This is a genomic window from Nonomuraea sp. K271 (assembly GCF_009908215.1).
Classification (GTDB): domain Bacteria; phylum Actinomycetota; class Actinomycetes; order Streptosporangiales; family Streptosporangiaceae; genus Nonomuraea; species Nonomuraea longispora.
Window position 1 is genome coordinate 1 of record NZ_JAAAHR010000007.1, and the last position, 17,016, is coordinate 17,016.

Annotated in this window: 11 protein-coding genes and 5 pseudogenes; 12 read left to right on the forward strand and 4 right to left on the reverse strand. The window is 65.8% G+C overall.

Features of this window, described 5'->3' with window-relative positions:
- Together GUY59_RS03655 and GUY59_RS51215 are read left to right on the forward strand one after the other, a co-directional pair.
- A pseudogene (locus GUY59_RS03655) lies at positions 1 to 375 on the forward strand (ISAs1 family transposase); the annotation flags it as partial.
- Between the two features lie 32 nt (positions 376 to 407).
- Positions 408 to 626 (forward strand): annotated as a pseudogene (locus GUY59_RS51215) (IS701 family transposase); the annotation flags it as partial.
- A gap of 508 nt (positions 627 to 1,134) precedes the next feature.
- Here the strand turns inward: GUY59_RS51215 and GUY59_RS48230 are convergent.
- Entirely contained in the window at positions 1,135 to 1,305 is a 171-nt protein-coding gene (locus GUY59_RS48230; RefSeq protein ID WP_236666809.1) for a hypothetical protein, read from the reverse strand.
- A 40-nt stretch (positions 1,306 to 1,345) separates the two neighbouring features.
- Positions 1,346 to 1,678 (reverse strand): annotated as a pseudogene (locus tag GUY59_RS51220) (site-specific integrase); the annotation flags it as partial.
- Between the two features lie 220 nt (positions 1,679 to 1,898).
- Between GUY59_RS51220 and GUY59_RS03665 the strand changes: the two are divergent.
- From GUY59_RS03665 to GUY59_RS03715, 9 genes are all read left to right on the forward strand, one after another.
- Positions 1,899 to 2,297, forward strand: a complete 399-nt coding sequence (locus GUY59_RS03665; protein WP_138199492.1) for an Ig-like domain-containing protein — start codon at positions 1,899 to 1,901, stop codon at positions 2,295 to 2,297.
- Positions 2,294 to 4,570: a LamG-like jellyroll fold domain-containing protein gene (locus GUY59_RS47275; protein WP_201760463.1), complete on the forward strand. Its 2,277-nt coding sequence runs from the start codon at positions 2,294 to 2,296 to the stop codon at positions 4,568 to 4,570. Before GUY59_RS03665 ends, GUY59_RS47275 begins: the two co-directional genes overlap by 4 nt.
- Positions 4,571 to 5,096: 526 nt before the next feature.
- Positions 5,097 to 6,185, forward strand: coding sequence for a YcaO-like family protein (locus tag GUY59_RS03685; protein ID WP_201760464.1), 1,089 nt, complete (start codon positions 5,097 to 5,099; stop codon positions 6,183 to 6,185).
- Positions 6,164 to 6,787, forward strand: a complete 624-nt coding sequence (locus GUY59_RS48240) for a TOMM precursor leader peptide-binding protein (protein ID WP_138199490.1) — start codon at positions 6,164 to 6,166, stop codon at positions 6,785 to 6,787. The genes GUY59_RS03685 and GUY59_RS48240 overlap by 22 nt, the downstream gene beginning before the upstream one ends.
- A complete protein-coding gene (locus tag GUY59_RS03695) occupies positions 6,777 to 8,351 on the forward strand; it encodes a hypothetical protein (protein ID WP_161714378.1) in 1,575 nt (524 codons plus the stop codon). The genes GUY59_RS48240 and GUY59_RS03695 overlap by 11 nt, the downstream gene beginning before the upstream one ends.
- Entirely contained in the window at positions 8,329 to 8,928 is a 600-nt protein-coding gene (locus tag GUY59_RS03700; RefSeq protein ID WP_161714379.1) for a nitroreductase family protein, read from the forward strand. Before GUY59_RS03695 ends, GUY59_RS03700 begins: the two co-directional genes overlap by 23 nt.
- Positions 8,929 to 8,932: 4 nt before the next feature.
- A complete protein-coding gene (locus tag GUY59_RS03705; protein ID WP_138199488.1) occupies positions 8,933 to 10,699 on the forward strand; it encodes an ABC transporter ATP-binding protein in 1,767 nt (588 codons plus the stop codon).
- 11 nt (positions 10,700 to 10,710) lie between these two features.
- Entirely contained in the window at positions 10,711 to 11,529 is an 819-nt protein-coding gene (locus GUY59_RS03710) for a DUF692 domain-containing protein (RefSeq protein ID WP_212746148.1), read from the forward strand.
- Positions 11,526 to 12,272 (forward strand): hypothetical protein, encoded by a 747-nt coding sequence (locus GUY59_RS03715; protein ID WP_138199487.1) that lies wholly within the window; start codon positions 11,526 to 11,528, stop codon positions 12,270 to 12,272. Before GUY59_RS03710 ends, GUY59_RS03715 begins: the two co-directional genes overlap by 4 nt.
- Positions 12,273 to 12,849: 577 nt before the next feature.
- Here GUY59_RS03715 and GUY59_RS48245 read toward each other — a convergent pair.
- A pseudogene (locus GUY59_RS48245) lies at positions 12,850 to 13,143 on the reverse strand (ISL3 family transposase); the annotation flags it as partial.
- Positions 13,144 to 13,228: 85 nt separating this feature from the next.
- A pseudogene (locus GUY59_RS51225) lies at positions 13,229 to 13,372 on the reverse strand (transposase family protein); the annotation flags it as partial.
- A 137-nt stretch (positions 13,373 to 13,509) separates the two neighbouring features.
- Between GUY59_RS51225 and GUY59_RS03725 the strand changes: the two are divergent.
- On the forward strand, positions 13,510 to 16,341 hold the full coding sequence (locus GUY59_RS03725) for an AfsR/SARP family transcriptional regulator (RefSeq protein WP_161714381.1): 2,832 nt from the start codon (positions 13,510 to 13,512) through the stop codon (positions 16,339 to 16,341).
- Positions 16,342 to 17,016: the final 675 nt, after the last annotated feature.

The window sequence follows — 17,016 nt, forward strand, 5'->3', positions numbered from 1 at the left end:
GGCCTGCCCTTCCCCCACGCCGCCCAGGCCATCCAAGTCAAACGCCGCCGCACCGCCCACAAAACCGGCAAGACCACCATCGTCACCGTCTACGCCGTCACCAGCCTCCCCCCGGGCCGAGTCACTCACACCCAGCTCGCCGCACTGATCCGCGGCCACTGGAGCATCGAAGCCCTGCACCACATCCGCGACGTCACCTACCGCGAGGACACCTCCCGCGTCCGGACCGGCACCGCACCCCGGATCATGGCCAGCCTGCGCAACCTCGCCATCGGCCTGGCCCGCCTCATCGGCTGGACCAACATCGCCGCCGCCACCGACCACTACCGCAGCCACCCAACCAACGGCCTTCAACTACTCGGTTTCACCAACTGAGAACGCTTCGGCCCTGGATCCTGAACTACGTCGAGAACAACAAGCACGGAAAGGATCTTCTCGGTCTGACCGAGTATCAGGTCCGCACCTGGGAGGGATGGCACCGGCATGGTCACCACGGTCATGCTCGCGCTGGTCTTCCTGACGTCACCCGCTCCCGCCTGCCCGACGACGACCATCCCGGCCAGCACAACGATCAGGGAAAAGACGAGGCGCACCGCACCGCGCCCCCGGCCCCCACATCGCCCTGATCCGCCCGTCCATCAGCGAAATCCACCGCGTCCTGGCGAGGCTGTTCACCCCCGCCAACGCCATCGACCACGTCCTCGCGTGGTCCCAGTTCCGACGCCTCCACCAGACTCGAGCACTGATAGTCGAGGCTCACCAGCCCCCGGGGGCAAGTGGCAGCCCCGGCGAGAGTCCAGCCCAGCAGAAGACCAACATGCCGAGATCATGACAAATAGAACAGTCAAGAGTACGCCATGACGCGCCGGACCCGGCGCCGCATGCTCGTCGCGTGCTCTTCGGCCATCGACACCAATGAACACTGGCTGACATTTTCAGACATTTTAAATGCGACAAAATCCGGCAGAGCGATACAATTGAATACGTTGAAACATGGCCCGGCATAAATGCTACGGACTTTTAATCCGTAGGTTCCGGGTTCGAGCCCCGGGCGCCCTACCACTCCGACCTGGGGTTTCCCGTGATTCTGTAGTCGAGTCGTCCGATCGTGAGTCACAGTGAGACACATGTGAGTCACGTACCAGGGCGAGCGTTGTTGACCTTCCGCGCCGTCTTGCGAGCCGCTTGGAGGACCAGCCGGGCGGTGGCCCGGGCGCTGTCGTGATACAGCTGCGGCAGCACCGAGGTGTAGGTGTCGGCGGTGAGGACGATGCTGGCATGCCCGAAGCAGGCCCTGCACCACACGCAAGTCCGCTCCTGCCGCCAGGGCCAGCGTCGCCGCTCCATGCCTCAGGTCGTGCAGCCGCACCGGGGGAAGGCCACTGGCTAGGACCAGCTTGTGGAAGCGGTAGCTGAGATAGTTGGGATCGATCGCCTCGCCGTTCTCTCGGGTGAACATCGCGGCCGAGGGCGGCCAATCGTGGCCCAGTTCGCCGCGCTGGGCTCGTTCTTGGTGGTGCAGCAGCCGGAGGGTGTCGAGGTCCAGAGCGATCCCACGCTGGCTGGAGGCGCTTTTCGGTGGGCATGGGAACAGGCCATGGTCGGTGTGGACGACCTGCCGAGCGATCGCGAGTTCGCGCCGGTCGGTGTCGAGATCGATCCAGCGCAACCCGACCACCTCGGCACCCTCAGTGACGTATGAGCAGCTCCAGATTCTCGCTGAGACCCCCAGTTCCGTACCAACACGCGTGAGATCACACGATCTCCCCTAAGAGCACATCCCTACCCGGGCTACCGCCACCCGCCCACCCTCATCGTGAAATACACCCCAGCGCCGGCGACAACAGAAGCCGTCTACTACTCGTACGAGGGAGAAGAGCTGACCCAACAGCCCACGTATGAGCAGGCCGTGGCAAAACCCCGAGCCTGATACGACGGCTCCAGAAGTGGGGATGACCACGCCGCCGGCCGACGCGACGGCGGTTGCCACAAACGTTCGGATAGCGGCGTACTTCACTGAGGCAATCAGCAATGCCACGACCGAGGTGAAGAACGCCCAAGGCGACGTGGTAGCGGGAAATCCAGCTGTTGACGAGGACACATTCGCGCTCACCTTCGCGCCGACCGCGCCTCTGACCGCCGGAACGACGTACAACGTCGCCATCACTGGAGCCACGGACGCATCGGGCAATGTGATGGAGCCGTACTCGTGGTCGTTCACCGCGGGCAGCGAGCCCGACTCCGGCCCTCCCACCGTGACCGAGACCGTCCCGGCGCCAGATGCCGCGAACGTGTGACCAGTTGGCGCAGCGTGGTGGCCAAGGAGTTGGCAGCCAACGGCGCCTCCTACAGCCTGTACGCCTCCACCGACATATCAGCTCCATCCGGCTGGGTGCAGACCTCAGCCGCCGATTCCACGTATGTTGACGGCCTGGCACCGTTGCCGATCAACACGTGGAGCCACCTGGCGCTCACCTACGACGGCGCCACCCTGCGGCTCTTCGTCGACGGCCAGCAGGTCGACCAGACCGAGATGAGCGGCAACCTATACGACGACGGTGGCCCGCTGCGGATCGGCGGCACCGAAGTCTTCGGCGAGTACTTCAAAGGTCTGATCGACGAGGTGCGCGTCTACAACCGTGCCCAGAGCGCGGCCGAGATCCGGACCGACATGACCACCCCGGTCGGCGAGGCGGCACAGCCGGACACTCAGGCGCCGACCGCGCCCGGTTCGCTCGCCGCGACGGGCGGGGCCGGGAACGCACAGCTCACCTGGACGGCTTCGACGGACAACGTGGGCGTGGCCGGCTACCGGGTTCACCGCTCCACGACGCCGGGACTCACCCCGTCGGCCACGAACCAGGTTGGGACGTCGCCAACCACCACGTTCACCGACGCGGGCCTCGCGGCGGGGACGTACTACTACCAAATCCGCGCCGTCGACGCGGCCGGCAATCTCGGCCCGTCGTCGAACGAGGTCTCGGCCGCCGTCACGGTCCCGCCGACGAACCCGGGTTTGGTGGCCGCGTACGGCATGGAGGAGGGCACGGGCACGACCGTGGGCGACTCCTCCGGGCAGGACAACACCGGAGTCGCCACCGATACCGCCTGGACGACCGGCAAGCACGGCAAGGCCCTGTCGTTCAATGGCTCCTCCAGTTGGGTGACCGCCGCCGACGCCGACTCGCTGCGCCTGACGAATGCGGCAACGCTTTCAGCGTGGGCTCGGCCCTCGGACCTGGAGGACGTCTGGCGCAGCGTGGTGATGAAGGATCACGACAACGGCGGCTCCTACGGCCTGTACGCCGCCGCCGCCAACGGCCCGGCCGGCTGGTTTCAAACCGTCCAGGGTGAGGCCGAAGCATCAAGCAGCACCGCGCTGCCGCTGAATCAGTGGAGCCATCTGGCGGTCACTTACAACGGCAGCATGATCACGCTGTACGTCAACGGCACCCAGGTAAAGCAGGAACCACTCTCCGGCGATCTCGACGATGATGGCGGTGACTTGCGCATCGGCGGCAACAGCTTCTGGGGCGAGTACTTCAGCGGCGTGATCGACGAGGTACGCATCTACAACCGCGTCCAGACAGCAGCCCAGATCCAGACCGACATGAACGCCCCCGTCGGCGCCGCCGCGACGAACGCGGCAGCGCGGCAACGGACCACGAATGCCGCCACAGACGTTGCTCCCGCGATCGACAAACTGACGGTGAACGGCAGCCGCACCGCAGACGGGGTCACAGTCGCCTCCACCCTCACCCCCCGCCTGACCACCTGGCTGACCGCCGAGCGCGACGGCGAGGCGAAAGTGGACGTGGAGCTTGCCGGCAAGCCCACCAAGTCCATCAGGGCGGGCAAGGTGACCACGGACCGGCAGCTGATCTGGTCGGCCGAGGTCACCGCCAAGCCCGGCGAGAGCCGGGTGTCCCTGCAGGTTCCCGAGGGCAGGTTACGGAACGGCGACAAGGTCAGATGGCGAGCCCGGATGACCACCGGCGGGACAAATGGCGTCTGGTCCACCTGGCAGAACCTCGTCATCGACGACTCCGCACAAGGAATGGCGGCACGCAGAGCAGCGACTTCGGCGGCGGCGGTCGAACCGCCGGAGTTCTCCGTCGGCCACCTGACCGCGGAGGATTGCGAGAGCGACAGAGGGCCTGGCGGCGTTTACATATGGAAGGACGTGCCCTTCCCCTTCACCTGGTGTTACACCCATTGGTACGGCGTCGCGTACTACTCGAGGGTTTGGGATGCCGCCAGCGGGAAATACATCAAAGTCCCTGTCGGCTGGGCCCAGTTCCGTGGATCGACGGTGATCAACACCCGCACCCCCGGCATGCCACCCCCTGGACCTGGACACGGGCCTCCTGTTCGCCTCCCGCCGCCTGATGGGCACCCAGGGCGGCGACGCGGCCCCCACCGCGACCTCCCCATACTGGCCGCCCAGTACTTGAGAGGCCGCCTGGACCTGACCGGCCTGATCTCCGAACGCTTACCTCTGGACGAGATCAACAAAGCGGTAACCCACATCCGCCAAGGCACAGTAGCCCGCACGGTCATCACCTTCTGAAGGCAGGGCGCCTTTCGGCCGGGGCCGCCATATATCCCATCTATATGAGATTTGAAGCACGTAACTATATGGTCGGGCTTGCCGAATTCTCCCGAACTTTCGCCACGGAAGGAGTTGACATCATGGAATTTCTGGATTATCTCGACCTGTCGGCAGACAGTTTGGCCGACGACGCACTCATCGAGCCCAAGATCTGCAGGGACCCGTGTAGCTGTGCCTGCCTCAAGTGCGCTACGACCAGGTCACCCATGCCTTACGGCGACTGAACGCCGTAAGTGATTGGACAGGCCGGTGGCCGCCACCCACAGCGCGGTCACCGGCCGAATGGGAGATTGTGTTGCCTCCTGCAATTATTGACAAGACGATATCGCCGCTCGGTCTCGTGTGCCGTGTCGATTCGCATAGTTCTCGATGGCTGCCGTCCGACTTTCATATGAGTGCCGCCTGTATCGGGTCAGGCAGTCCTGGGGTCGGCGCCGACGGCGAGCACACGTCCGGAACCGGTAGCGCCTGGCGTGACCCCGAGATGTCCAGGCTCGTCGCCGTCGCGGAAGCGGTGGAGCGTTACGCGGGGATGGACCATCCTCGGGGTGAGCGCATCTGGGCCACGGCAGCCGAGTTGGGTGACGAGTGTCTCGAGCCTGAACGTTATCCGCGATGCACCGCTGAAGAGTATGCGCATCCGCGGTGCCCGGTCCGGCCGTTCGACCCGCACGCTCGCATCCGCTGGGAACGCGGGATCGACCTGATCACGCTGGAGCCTGTCTGGGTTCCTGCGGTGATGGCCTGCTACGGGACGCAAGACCAGACAGAGGATGAGAACTTCGCCTACCGGATATCCACCGGCTACGCGGTGCACACCGATCCGCTCGAAGCCGTGGTCCGCGGCATGTTCGAGGTGATCGAGCGAGACATCATCGCGATCGTATGGCACCAGCGGCTTCCCCTTCCGCTGATCGAGGCGGCACCGAGCGACCCGCTCACCGCCCTGCTCGACTGGTCCAGGCAGCGTTTCATGCATCCCTATCTCTTCGATGCCACCTCCGACCTGGGTGTTCCCACCGTTTATTGTGTGCTGAGCGCCGAGCATGACCTCCGGGCGAACAGGCTCATCGGCGCCGGCACCGGAAGGGATCTGACGCAGGCCGCGGAGAAAGCGTTGTCCGAGGCCTTGCTGATGCGTACCCAGTTCCACGGGACCGGTTATCGGCTTCCGGCGTCGCCCGAGGATTTTCGCACGCTTGAGGACACCGCCCGTTACATGGGCGTGCGAGAGCGTGCCCATGCTTTCGACTTCCTCACCGAAGGGGCCGCGGAGCGGCCGGTCGTGCCCAGGCAGTCACTTCCGGACGCCTCAAGCGATCTTCTGCGCCTTCTGGTCACGACGATGTCCGGCAGCGGCATGCGGCCGGTGGCGGTCGAGCGCACGACCGTCGAACTGGCCGATGCCGGCTTCCACGCCGTCAACGTCATCATTCCTGATCTTCAACCGATGTCCGGGGACCATTTCGCACAGTTCAAGGCGCATCCCCGGCTGTACGAGGCGCCCGCGCTGATGGGATACCGCGTACTCGCAGAACAGGAGTTGAACGCGTGGCCGCAGCCCTTCGCTTAGACGGCCGGCCGTCCCTGCTGGGCAACGGGAACTTCGGTGATGCCGTCGCCAAGTGCATGAGCGGCTACTTTCCCGGAAGCCGGTTCGCCGAGGAACTGGACGACGCCTTCCGGGAGCCGTCGCGCCTCGTCGTGGTCGCGTCGTCGCAACTGGTTCCCTCCGTTCATGAGCATGCCGACGAACTCGCGTACAAGGCAGGCGTTCCATGGCTGTCCATCACCATGGAGCATCCCGTGATCCGTATCGGTCCCCTTGTCAATCCCGGAGAAGGACCTTGCTTTCGGTGTTACATGAGCCGGCGCCGGCAGCATGATCGCAGGTGGTCGAGTTCGCGCATCCTGCATGACGCCTACGACCGTGGCGAGTCACCTGGGCCCGGGGGGTTCCTGCCTCAGCATCCGAGAATCGCAGCCGGAGCCGCTGCTTGTCTCCTCGGCGAGCACGGCGCCACCGGCCAGGTGATCACCATGTCGTTGCTCAGGCTCGACCTCGCCGCACATGTCGTGACCGCGTGTCACGGCTGTGACAGGTGTGCGCCACCGGCTGTCCTGCCCGGCCTTGCGGATCTGCTGTCCCAGGAGGTGGGCGCGAGTGCGCACTGAAGAGAGTCCACGCCTGGCCCGTGGCCTGGCCTGGGCGGCGGGCGACGTGGCAGTGGTCGTCGAGGGGGCTCCTGAGAGACACGTGTTCCGGGGAAAGGCCGCGAAAGAGGTGCTTGCGCGCGTGGTGCCGCTCATTGACGGCACTCGCTCCCTTGAGGAACTGCGGCGGGAGACGGGACTGTCTGCGAGACATCTTGACCAGGTGCTCGCCCTTCTCGGCGAGCGTGGCTTGCTGGAGTCCCCCGATGAGGGCGATGATCTCTGGCCGGACAGGGAGGCGGCGACCTATTTCTCGCGGAACCTGAGCGAGACCGGCGGTTACGCAAGTTCCGAAAACATCTCCCGTCACCTTGCCCGCTGCACGGTGGTGGTGCTGGGCGACGCGCTCATAGCGGGTGAGGTCATGGCTGACATGCGGGCCTTGGGCGTGGGCCGGGTCCGGAGCGAATTGAGCGCGTCAGAGGCCGAAGGACGGGTGTTCGTCATCGTCATCGACCAACCCGCTCAGCCGGATGTTCTGGCGGAGGCGGCGGCGTGGTGTGGCCCCCGGGGCATCCCCGTCATGCGTGCCGCTGCCTCACTGGAGTTCGTCGAGTTGGGTCCGTGCTTTCTCCTGCCTTACACCGCTTGCGTTGCCTGCGTGGGCCGGGGCAGGGCTGACGCCGGCTGGGAAGCCGGTACGGCGACGCGTCCGGGGCCCAGGGACGTCGCGAGTGGCTTGATCACGACAGAGGCTCTCGGCCTGCTCCTAGGGCTACCGGAGACCGGGGCGCCACGCTTGGTCACAAGAATCGCGCTGTCCGGTTGGACGAAGGATCGCCGCTTGGCTCTGCCGTACCCGGACTGCGAAGACTGCGGAACCACCCACAGCGCCGCGGACTCATATGAGTGGACCATCGCGTCAGACTCTCCAGCATTTCGACGACGTGCGAGTGTCACTCCCGGCCGCATCAAACAGATCGACTCGCTGATGACCGAGCGGCCCGATTTTCCCTCCCACCCGAGCAGTCCACTGCCCGTTGAGGGAGCACAGGGCCAAGCAGCCCTCCTCGGTGATCTCCTTCGCCGTACGGCAGGGCTTCGCCCGGACCGTGACGATCGGTGGGTGCCCAGCGGCGGCAACCTCGGGTCCGTGGAGATGTACGTGATCTCCGACGCCGGCCTTCATGATCTGCCGGGAACGGTGTTTCGCTATGACGATCTCAACGATCGGTACATCGCGATTCGTCCCGATCGGGTCCCGCTGGCAACCGTTCTGCGACAGGTGGAGCTGCCGACCGACGAGGTTTCCGCGCTGCTGGTGTTCGTGGCCGCTTCATCGCGGCTGGAGAAGAAGTACCAGACAGCCTCCCATCGCCTCGCCCTGCTCGACGCGGGCTGCGCGACCACCCAGCTATCGGTGGTCGCCGGCCATCACAGGCTGGGCATCGACCATGCCACCGCCTGGACGGAAGATCTCGCCGACGTGCTCTGTCTCGTTCCCGATCAGTTCGTCACCGCGGTGGCGGGCATTCATCGACCCACGTCCGAGGAGCTTCCGCATGCCGCTGATCTCGACGGATGAACTCACCGAACCCATCGTCGCCATGCTGCGTCACCGCACGAAACCGGAGCCGGTACCGGCTTCAGGCAGGCCGCCGGTGCCTACGGCGCGCTTGTGGGAAGCTCTCGGCGGGCGGCGATCGGTACGGGAGTACAGTGATCGCGAGCCGTACGCCGAGACTCTCACGGCCATCATGGAACTCGCGGAGAGCACGCAGGCTCGGCAGTGGGCCGGCCGGACGAGTGCGACCCTGTTCGTCGTCGCCCTCGGAGTCGCCGGCTTGAGCCGTGGCCTGCATGATCGCAATCTGCGGCCAGTCTGTGGCGTGGAGTTCGTGCACGAGCTGCGCGTGGACTATGCGAATGCCCCCGCGATCATTCTCATCGGTGATTCGGTCGGAACGACCGCGGACTACGGTGACGTCCTGGTCCGTGCGGGAGCCATCGGATACGCCATCTGGTTGGCGGCTCGCTCCTACGGGCTGGAGGCGTGCGTCTACGGCGCCACCAACCTCAGAGCCTCATCCGTGATCAACAAGGTCGCTCCCGGCCAGCGGCACCTGTTCACCGTGGCACTGGGCTACGCGATGGACGGATGAGGGCATGAAATACTCGAGCCCCAGGCACGCCCACCAGCCATCGACCGTCCCCGCCACCGCGTGGCGCATGGCGCAGCGGTTCGCCCCGTACCGGCGGCAGGTCGCAGGATCGCTGGCGTTGGTCGTGATCGGGGTGGTACTCAATGTCACCGCTCCGCTCCTGCTGGCGCGGATCATTGACGAGGCTCTGCCTGACGGGGATATTCCGCTGCTCGCGTTTCTTTGCGGAGCCATGCTCGTAGCGGGAGCACTGGGTGGTGTGGCCGGGATGGCCGAGTTCGCCCTCACCAACTGGACCGGGCAACGGGTGATCGCCGATCTTCGCGCGGAACTCTACGAACGCGCGCATGCCCAGCCCTTGGAGTTCTACAGCGAGCACGGGGAATCGGAGATCCAAGCTCGCCTCGTCAGTGATGTGGAGGGCATCGATCGGTTCCTCACAAGTACCGCCCAGGTCACGCTCAGCTCGCTGACGACTCTGATCACAGCGGTGGCCGCCATGCTGGTCCTGAGCTGGCCGCTCGCCCTGGGTACGTTGGCGCTGGCGATAGTCCTCAACCTGATCAACAACGTTTACGCCGGACGGCGCCGGATCCTGGCAGGTGAGCGCCAGCTCCACATCACCGAGATGATCAAGCTGGTGGCCGAGGACATGTCGCTGCCCGGCATCATTCTGGGCCGTACGCTGCGCCGCACGGAGCATCGCCGGGCGGGTTTCGTCGAAGCATGCCGCACGATCAGCCGGCTGACCTTTCGTCAGCGCATGGCCGGAGCCACCGCGCTGACCGTCATAGGCGTGGTCTTCGCCGCCATTCCTCCGGCCATCTATTTCGTGGCCGGGGCGCTGTTTCCTTCCCTCACCGTGGGGACGGTGGTGGTCCTCGTCATCATGCAGATGAGGCTGTCCGGCCCGATTCAGGGGATGCTGCGTCTCAGCGCCAGCGTCCAGGCTTCCCTGGCCATGTTCGAAAGGATCACCGAGTATCTGGACCTGCCGGTGGCCAAGGGGCTCGTGGTTGCCCAGGAGCCCCCGCGCTCGGATCCGCCACCGATCCGGCTGCGGAGCGTCGGCGTCCGTTATCGCGAAGCCGCACGCCCAGCGGTGCGAGATGTGACTCTGGATCTGCCCGCCGGATCCGTCACCGTGATCGTGGGAGGCAGCGGCTCAGGAAAGACCACATTGGCGCTGGTCCTGGCCGGGCTCATGGCGCCGACCGAAGGCAGCGTGACGCTGCCGTGGAACGCATCGGCCGGCCCCGGCCACCTCCGAGCCCTGGCAACGCTTGTCCCGCAGCATGGCACGTACCACGACGGCAGCATCCACAGCAACCTGACGTTCGTCAGGGACGACGTGACCGACGAGGAGATCCGAGAAGTCTGCCGAGCCGTCCACCTCGAAGAGGTGATCTCGTCGCTGCCGGACGGCTACCACACCCCCATCGGCCCGGACGGCTACCAGATGTCCGGCGGAGAACGACAGCGCCTTGCCATTGCCCGAGCCATGCTCGCGACCAGCCCGATCCTCATTCTCGACGAAGCCACGAGTGCCCTCGACAACATCATGGCCCTGCGGGTGCACCAGGTGTTGAGGGAGCACTGTCGTGACAGATCCCTAGTGGTCATCGCCCATCGAATCCCGCCCATGGCGCCGGAGGATCGCATCGTCGTCATGGATCACGGACGGGTCGTCGAATACGGCTCGCATGCGCAGCTCAACAGCAACGGAGAGCTGTACACCACCCTGCTCGCCGCTCAGAACGCCGCAGGATGAAAGGATGACCGATGAGAACACCCGCACTCGGAATCGGACTGGGGTACCGGCGATCCATGCACGGCCCCATTCTCGCCTCCGCGGCAGAAATCGACTGGCTGGAGATCTTCACGGATGACTATCTCCAGGACAAGGGCGAGCTCGATCAGCTCAAGGAGAAGTTCGTCCTTGTGCCGCATGGAGTGAAAATGTCGATCGGTTCGGACTCTCCCCTTGATCTCGCCTATGTCGAGGCAGTGGCACGTCTGGCCGACTTCGTGGACGCTCCCTGGGTCAGCGACCATCTTTGCTACACCAAAGAAGGAGAGACAGACATCGGAAATCTGACACCCATGCTGCGGACCCGGCAGAAAGCCAGGACTGTCGCGGCACGGGCGCAGGCCGTACAGGACCGTCTGGGCCGCCCTTTCATCCTGGAGAACATCGCCTACTACATGGAGTTGCCCGGCGACCTCACGGAGGCGCAGTTCATCACGGAAGTGTTGGAAGGGTGCGACTGCGGTCTTCTTCTGGACCTCGCCAATGTCTCGCTCAACGCACGCAATCACGGTTTCGACGCCGAGACGTTCCTCGCGTCCCTGCCGCTCGAACGTGTGGTCCACGTGCACCTCGCCGACACGGCGCCGGACTCCCGGTCCGAAGGAGTCAGCTTCGACAGCCACGACGCGCCTGTGGGGAAAGACGTCTTCGACCTGCTCAGGCTGTTGGTCCGGCACCACCTCCCGAGCGGCACCATGATCGAGCGGGATGACCGCTTCCCCGACGATTTCGAGGAAATTCTCGCGGACCTGAGGACGGCCAGGCAGATCGTCGAAGGAGCCAGCACGTGAGCGTGGTCGGCTTCCAGGAGTTGCTTGCCAGAATTCTCCGGGACCCGGACCTGCTCACACAACTTCACGATGACCCCGCGGGATTCATCGAACGTCAGCGGGGCGACCCGGAAGCGGTGCGGATGTTGACCGAAGTCGACGCCGACCGGATCAGATTGACGTCCTGGGCCACTGCTCAAACCCAACGCACACTGGCCTGGCGCGTGCTCCCGGCCGCAGAAGCACTCTGCCGGCAACTCGGAACCGAGCACAGGCATGTTCGCGACGCCGGCGTACTCCATGCGCAGGAGCCAGCAGAGCTCGCGCGGCGACTGTTCGACCTCGCGGATCGGCTCGACGGGATAGAAGCCCAACTCATCGCCTTCGACCTTTTGCTGGCGCGAGCCGTGAGCACCGCCCCCTCATCCGTAGGGCTCGTGCGGCTCAGGTCGAGTGCCATGATCGCGACATTCGGATATCCGGTCGCCAAGGCCAGGCAGCTTCTCCTTTCTCGTCAGGATTACAGGTTGTCTCCAGAAACAAGTCACTACGTCCTGTACGAGACGCCCACCGCCTACGGCTCCACACGGATATCTGGTCCGATACGTGATGTCCTCGTGGCCTATGACGAGGGCTGGGGCACCGAGGCTGTCGCCGACCGCCTCAGGTTTCCGGTAGAGGCCGTCGCACGCCTTCTACGCCAAGCGGACGAGCATGGCTTCACCACCTGTCCGAGCGGGCGGCCCGATTCATCAACCGGATGATGCGGCGATCCAGCTCATCGCCGGAGACGGCCCGGAGCGAGGAGGTCGGCGGTGCTCTCTACCCGTCGATGACGAATGGGAGGCGGCAGGCCCCTGCCGTTCCGTCCAGCTCGTACAGCAGCAGCGAGTTCTCGTCGTCCTCGCTTGTGTCGTACCAGCCGATCCGAGGAGCCAGGGCAATGCACATCAGTTGCGCGCCCGGGCGAGGGGCTTCCCAGCCCCTCATACTCCCCGGGGATCGGCCATCGATCACAGCCTGAGCCGGACACCCACCGCGCAGCGCCACCCAGCATGAGCAGTTGGAGGCGCGTCGAGCGCGCTCAGCTCAGGCGTCGCGCTCGGCGGGGAGATCGTCTTTCCAGACGGCACGGACGGCGCGGGATGTGGGCGGCTCAGCCGGGTAGTTGGAGCGCGCTCAGAGCCAGGTGTAGTTGTGATCGGTGATAGCCCGCAGGTGCGGCCGGCCAGGCGGGGCATGCGAGGTGGTCAGGGCGCTGACGGCAGGTCCGATGAGCGGGAACAGCGGAAGATCCACGTTCTCTCGGGGACTTGGATGTGTTGCAGGACGCTGCGATAGCTACCGGATGTCGCGAAAACAGCCACGGTGGGCCAGGGCGAGTTTCTCGATGACATCGCTCAGATTGTTGAGCAGGTGCCAGCGGTCGGCACACTGCACCGCCTGCGGCGCGCCGTCCCGGGCGCCGGCCGCGTACGCGGTCGAGCGGTCCCGGCAGATAAGCTGCACCCCGGGATGCTGTTGCAGCCAGTGGGCGAAGGTGACGCCGAGCCGATCGGGCAGCACGTCCACGCAGCGATGCGTGATGGCATCGATGATGATGGTGGCATAGCGCTGGCCTCGTTTGATCGCGAAGTCGTCGACGCCGGTAGCGGCCGGCCAGGCCCGGCACCTGCTTGTGGCAGGTCTGCCGTGTGCACTCCAGGTTGAGGCACACCAAGCGTCGTAACCTCAGCTCGATCACTATGGGCAGCCCGTCCACAGGGCGATCAGCCAGACGCCGCCGGTGATAGCCGTGCACCTTGCCCGTGGCCGTTCCGCACGAGGGGCAGCACACCGGATCGCCTCGCGTGCGGGCCGCCACCCGGATCTGGCAACTCTGCCGGACAATACTGTCATCGATACTGTCATCGATGAGGAAGGCGATGATGTTCTCAGGAGGTTGATGTCCGGTTTAGAATGCCACCTGCGATGTCAGGGGATTCTCGGGTGCGGTACAGGGTGCTGGGCGCCGTTGGGGTGGACGGTGCAGGTCTCGGCCCGCCCAAGCAGCGATTGGTCTGGGCCACACTGCTGTGTCGCGTCGGCCGGGTCGTTTCAGACGACCACCTGATCGATGCATTGTGGGGTGAGGTGCCGCCACGGTCGGCGGTAGCGAACCTGCGGGTGTACGTGACCGGACTGCGGAAGATCGTCGGCGACGATGTGTTGCAGCGGAAGGATGGCGGCTACGTTGTCGTCCCGAAGCCTGGGCAGTTGGACGCCGCCGTCTTCGAGGAGTTCCTGACTCAGGCTCGTGTATCGCGGGACCCGAAGGAGAAAAAGGACCAGTACGAGCAAGCGATGGCTCTGTGGCGAGGCTCAGCCTTTGGCTCCATGGCCGAGCATCCGGCCATCACGCACGCCGCGCAAGCTCTGGAAGAGTTGCGGCTGGCCGCAGTGGAAGAGCTCGCCGAGGTACGGCTGGTGCTGGGCGAGCACGCCGCCCTCACCGCCGAGCTGGGTGGGTGGGTGGCATCACATCCGCTGCGGGAAGGGCTCCACACCCAGCTGATGCTCGCGCTGTACCGGTCCGGTCGCCAAGCAGAGGCGCTGGAGGTATACCAGAGAGCCCGGCAACTCCTGGCCGACGAACTCGGACTCGAACCTGGCCCCGCGCTCCAGGATTTGCAGCAGGCCATCCTGCGGTCCGACCCCGCCTACCCTGAGGTCGCCGTCGAGTCGCCTGACCGCCCCATGGCCGTCCCGGCCGAGCTCCCGGCCGATCTGGCCGGCTTCACCGGCCGCACCAACGAACTCCTGCAACTACACGACCGGCTGCTCGACGGGCGGCGGCCGGTGGCGATCTCGGCGATCAGCGGAGCCGGAGGAGTCGGCAAGTCCGCCCTGGCGATCCACCTCGGCCATCAGCTCATCGACCAGTTCCCCGACGGCCAGTTGTATGTGAATCTGCAGGGTTCCACCCCGAAGGTCAAACCTCTCGATCCCATCGACGCGCTGGGGCGGTTGCTGCGCTCGCTGGGCGTTGCGCCCGAAGCGGTCCCGCCCGATGTCGATGAAGCGGCGGCGCTGTTGCGGACCTGTACTCACGGCCGCCGACTGCTCATCATCCTGGACAACGCCTGTGACACCGGCCAGATCCGCCCTCTGCTGCCGGGCAGCGGGACCTGCGCGGTGGTCATCACCAGCCGCCGCGCCCTATCGCTCGACGCCGTGCATCACCTCGCCCTCGGTCTCCTCACCCCGGATGAGGCAAGAGCTCTACTTATCGCCGGGATAGGGTGCACCGGCACCGACCCAGAGGCGGCCAAGGACATCGTGCGTCTCTGCGGCTACCTGCCGCTGGCGATCAGCATCGCCGCCGCCCGTCTCAACTCCCGGAAAACCTGGAACCTCGCCAAGCTGGCAGACCGGCTCATGGTGGAAGAACGGCGACTTTCGGAGCTTGAACAGGGCGACCGGGCGGTCAGGGCGTGCCTGGAGGTCAGCTACAGTCACCTGGATTACCCGCATGCCCGCGCGTTCCGGCTCTGTGCTCTGCCTGGCGGTCCCGACCTCGAAAGCGACGCCGCCGCCGCACTCCTCGACCTGGCAGAGCCGGACGCCGAAGACCTCCTGGACGACCTCATCGACGTCGGCCTGCTCGAAGGCCTCGCGCCCGGCCGCTACCGCTACCACGACCTGATCCGCCTGTACGCCCACGAACAGGCCGCGTACCACGACCCGCCCGCCGAACAGGACGAGGCGCTGCACCGCCTGCTCGCCTGGTACACCGCCACCGCGCGCATGGCCAGGCAGAGCGCAGAACGCAACCAGGTGCTCCCGAGCTCGTTCCTGCCGCTGCGGAGCTCGGGTCGTACCTTCACCGACCCCCGCGCGGCCCAGGAATGGCTCCAGCACCACAGCCCGCACCTCGTCGATTCGGTGGAAGAGGCCATTCGCCGCCCCGAATCGCTCGCCCTGGCCGCCGATCAGCTCTACGCGCTGGAATGGCTGAAGTATTACGGGCTGGACTGGGCCGGGCTCGATCACATCGTGCGCGATATCGCCCACGCCGCCGTACACCATGGCGACCAGCGCAGTGAAGCCATCGCCCGCTACCACCTGGGCACCCTCTACTACACCCTGTCCCGCCCGTCCGAGGCCACGACCGAACTCCGCCGCGCCGCCGAACTCGCCCGTGCGGGCGACGACCGTTATCTCTTGGCCGAGATCCGCCACATCGAAGCCGTGCTCAACCTCGCGCAAGGCCGTCTTTTCGACGCCATCAGCACCGGTCAGGAGGCGGCGGACCTTTATCGCGCGTGCGGCAATCTCAAGGATGAGGCATTCGCGCGCAGTAATCTCGCACGCTGCTATCAGGAGGCGGGCCGCCCCGACCAGGCCCGCGACACGCTGGACCGCGCCGCAGACGCCGCCCGCCAGGCCGACAACCCGATCGCGCTGGCCGCCGTTCAGTACGCGCGCGGCATCAACCAGCGCGACACCGGCCAATGCGACATGGCCATCACCGCGCTCACCGAAGCACTCGGCCTCCTCCGCCAGGCGGGAAACCGTGCGGCAGAAGGCAACGCCCTTTACCATCTCGCGGAAACCCACCGCCGGGCCGGCCAGCACCGGCAGGCCATCAATTTCGCCGCGCAATGCCTCGAACTCGCCCGAGACATCAGCGACAACTACAACACAGGGCGCGCGCTGACCGTACTCGGCCGGTCCCATACCGCCCAGAGTGAACACGGGCAGGGCCGCGCCCATTTCGAAGAGGCCCACAGGGTCTTCGTCCGACTCGACGCCCCCGAGGCCGACGACGTCCACCGGCTTTTGACGAGCTGACGCCTCGGCGGCCGGCGACGAAGGGGAGATCGTGGTCTTCCTGTGTACGCCGTCCGCGTACGGGTGCCACAAGCGGTACGCCACGGCGAAGCAGTGGCGGGACGTCGAGACGTTACTGAAGACCTCGCCCGAGGTGACCGAGGTGCGTTTCGTGAGCCGGGCCGCGCGTACGCGAGTTTCCGCCGGGAGTTCGCCGGTCAGAAGAGGGTGCTGGCGGGTGTACGTGCCAAAGACCTGCCGGAGTCGTGCCGGGTGCGGCTGTCAGGAGTGGCCGACCGAGTCCGGATCAGGGGCTTGACGAACCCGCAGCCAGGGGTGGGGTTCGCCTTCGCCCAGGCGGAACTCCACGCCGATGCTGCGACGGCATCCCAAGCCCCCGATATGTCGGTACTTCTCTGCAACAAGGCCTCGGACATACCCGCCTGTCGGCGCGGGCGGGGCAAGGCGAACACATCGGCGGTGACGGTAAAGGAGAAGCAGGCGATCGTCGCCGCCATCAAGCGGGTCCCAGGGCTCATCACGTACGAGTACGAAGACCAGGCGACGGCGTATCGGCGCCCCGTGCCGGCGGCTGGCGCGGATGCCGGGGTGGAGATGGCGGTCAACCAGAGGCGGCTGCACCGGGAGCAGACGCTGACGTGGGAAATACGGGGTCCAGAGCCCCGAGATCAGGAA